Annotated in this window: 3 protein-coding genes; all 3 read left to right on the top strand. The window is 32.2% G+C overall.

Annotated elements, in window-relative coordinates:
* The coding region (locus PK35_RS17920) for a hypothetical protein (RefSeq protein WP_238320938.1) at positions 1 to 257 on the top strand (257 nt) is incomplete at its 5' end.
* A gap of 746 nt (positions 258 to 1003) precedes the next feature.
* A complete protein-coding gene (locus PK35_RS16910; RefSeq protein WP_044627768.1) occupies positions 1004 to 2356 on the top strand; it encodes an AAA family ATPase in 1353 nt (450 codons plus the stop codon).
* Positions 2340 to 2996 (top strand): RloB family protein, encoded by a 657-nt coding sequence (locus PK35_RS16905; RefSeq protein WP_044627767.1) that lies wholly within the window; start codon positions 2340 to 2342, stop codon positions 2994 to 2996. The genes PK35_RS16910 and PK35_RS16905 overlap by 17 nt, the downstream gene beginning before the upstream one ends.
* Positions 2997 to 3149 lie beyond the last annotated feature (153 nt).

Here is a 3149-nt window from a genome sequence, read left to right as displayed (position 1 = left end):
GCCATATTTCAGGACTAGACATAGCGCTCACTCAGACGGCGGAAAATTACAAATCTGAAAAACCTCTGATTTCTGAAAAAGAAAACTCTGAATTATTACGCGGAGAAAACCACTCAAACTCTGAATTTGACAAACTTTACGCGGAATCTCACTCGAACGGAATTGAGCCAGTTTGCGGAATTTTAAAACGTGGAATCAACAAATATTGCGCGGAATCTCACTCTTGCGGATTGAAAATTATCGCGGAAAAATCCTGAATCTGAATTTACTCAAACGCGGAACTTCACTCAAACGGAATAACAAATCTGAAAATGCTACAATTTACAACACCGTATAAAATTAATTGCTTCTGATTTTCCTACGGAAAATCCTCGCATTTTTACTATCTTAGTTTCTCAATCTGAAAATCCTAGCGGATTTTCAGCGCAACTAATCTTATACAAATACGTTACAAAAAATAGCTCCGAACTCACTCAGACGCGGAGAAATCCGATGACAATCTTAATCTGAATTTGACAAAAGCAACGCGCGAAATTGAACACTCAAACTCTGAATCTGACAATCGTTACGCGGAATCTCACTCGAGCAGAATTGAGCTAGGTTGCGGAATTTTACAACGGCTGAAAAAAAAGCGTGGTTTACTGTTCGCGATTTTTTTTGAGAATTTTAAGTTAGAATATTCTAAAAAACTCAAAACCTGAATTTTTAATTTTTACGCGGACAAAATGCAATGCTAAACCAATCTGACGTGTCGCTACATTTTGTAACACCGTATAAGTTTAATTGCTGCTGATTTTCCTGCGGAAAATCCTCGCATTTTTATTATCTTAGTTCCTAAATCTGAAAATCCTAGCGGATTTCCAGCGCAACTAATCTTATACAAATACGTTGTGCGTCATACCTACAAACGTGAAAATATCACCTAGAACATGAATTTTAACTTTTCTTTTTTCAATAATTCAAAAACATTGAATATATTTGCGTGAAATAATCACGCAAAATTATGTTGATAAGATTTGTAATAGAGAATATGTTCTCTTTTGGTGAGAGAAAAGAGTTTACTACAATCCCAAATAAGAGATTAAAGACTCTGCAAGGCCATAAATATAATGTAGATGGATTTGAAATACTCAAACTTTCATCCATTTATGGGGCAAATGGTGCTGGAAAATCAAACTTGATTAAATCTTTGTTTCAGTTTCAAAAGCTAGTTACGAAAGAGGAAATCCCATTTAGATTAAAAGATACACAATATAAGTTCGGAAATCAAAAGGAGCAAATCCTAGCTATAGAATTCATCCAAGATAACACACCTCTGTATTATGGAATAGTACTTTCAGAGGATAAGATATCAACCGAGGAATTGTATGTATCTGGATTAGGCAAAAAAGAAGACAAATTAATTTATGAAAGACAAACTGTAGACGAGAAAACTACAATCAAATTTCTTGATGACTTTGAGAATGATGAAAAAAGTCAGGTTCTTAAAGATGTCTTAATAGAGGAATTTGTAAAACCAAATGAGCCAGTATTAAAGTTATTATCAAATAGAGATAACAAATTTTTAAAAGATGTCAAAAAAGCTTATGAATGGTTTTCTGAAACTCTTCAAATCATAACACCAGATTCAAAACCAAGAGCATTAGCTCATAAAATTGATACTGATATTGAATTCAAGAAATATGCGGAAGATTTAATGTGCTCATTTAACATTGGAATTAAATCTTTGGGTACTGAAAAAAAGAACATTAGAGAATTTTTTGGAGAGGATAATGAGAATGAACTCGATAAACTGATAAAAGAGGTTGAAGATTCACCTAAAAAAATGCTAGGTTTAAGAAGCAGACGTGGTGATGAATTAATTTTAGTAAAAGAAGATGATACTATTTGGGTTAAAACTTTGAAAGTCGAACACTCTTCGAGTAAAAATTCTGCTTTTTTTGATTTGGACGAAGAATCAGATGGAACAGTTAGATTATTAGATTTCGTGCCAGCTTTCAAAAATGTAATATCATCAGAGAAAGTTTATATAGTTGATGAAATAGAAAGAAGTATACACCCACTTCTGATAAAGGAACTTGTTAAAAAGTTCTCACTAGATAATAATACAAAAGGACAGTTGATATTCACAACACACGAATCAAATTTACTTGACCAAGAAATTTTTAGACAAGATGAAATTTGGTTTGCAGAAAAAGACTTAAATGGTTCAACTGACTTGTATTCATTGAGTGATTTTAAAGAACATAAAACGATTGATATTAGAAAAGGTTATCTCAATGGTAGATATGGTTCAATTCCTTTTTTAGGAAATCTTGAGGACTTAAAATGGCACGAGTATGATTTTAACAAATAGGCTTTTTGAAAGACAAGCACCTAGCAGAGAAGCAAAAAGCCTATATATTTTCTGTGAAGGAGCGAAAAGAGAATATCAATACTTTGAATATTTTAGAGAAATTGATTCTCGTATTAAAGTTAAGGTCAATAAATTAAATCCAGATGAAAACAATTCACCAAAAGGTCTTTATGATTTAGCCGTAAGCTCATTTAGTGGAAATAAGCCGAAGTTTACATTACAAGAAAATGATGAAGTATGGATTGTTATAGATACTGACCCAGACAAATCTAATAGTCGAGAAGAACAAATAAAGGAAATAAAAGAAGTTTGTCAATCAAAAGATAATTGGTTTGTTGTAGAAAGTAATCCTTGTTTTGAAGTTTGGTTATACTTCCACCAGAATGAAAAAATTGAAGAGTTTGAATCTGATGATATTTGTAAAAGTTGGAAACAAAAAGTAAACGAAAGCTATGATGGTGGATTTGATTCTAGAAGACATCCTATCTTCATAGAAGAAGCAATTCAAAATGCCGAACGAAATTTTGATTCAGATAATAGCAATAGGCCTTTAAAAGGTTCAACTGAAGTTTACCTATTGGCCAAAAGTATGTTTGCAGTAATTAAGAACAAAATAAGAGCTGTAAAAAACAAATTATAAAAGTACGAACGCACAACAACGTATATAAAAAATAGCGGTTTAGGTCCAAATCTTAACCGCTTTTGCTTTTAATTAAGTATATTGTTTTACAAAAAGTTAGCGCATAAAAACCCGCTACTTTTCATATACAAGACCGTTGCTACCAATATTGCC

The organism is Neotamlana nanhaiensis, from assembly GCF_000943555.1.
Taxonomy (GTDB): Bacteria; Bacteroidota; Bacteroidia; order Flavobacteriales; family Flavobacteriaceae; genus Neotamlana; species Neotamlana nanhaiensis.
Note: the sequence above shows the minus strand (reverse complement) of the source record. Positions and strands in the feature narration are given on the sequence as shown.

Bases quoted from the DNA above. Each gene is read 5' to 3' on its own strand.
- PK35_RS16905 (WP_044627767.1), top strand. From the start codon at position 2,340: ATGATTTTAACAAATAGGCTTTTTGAAAGACAAGCACCTAGCAGAGAA.
- PK35_RS16910 (WP_044627768.1), top strand. From the start codon at position 1,004: ATGTTGATAAGATTTGTAATAGAGAATATGTTCTCTTTTGGTGAGAGA.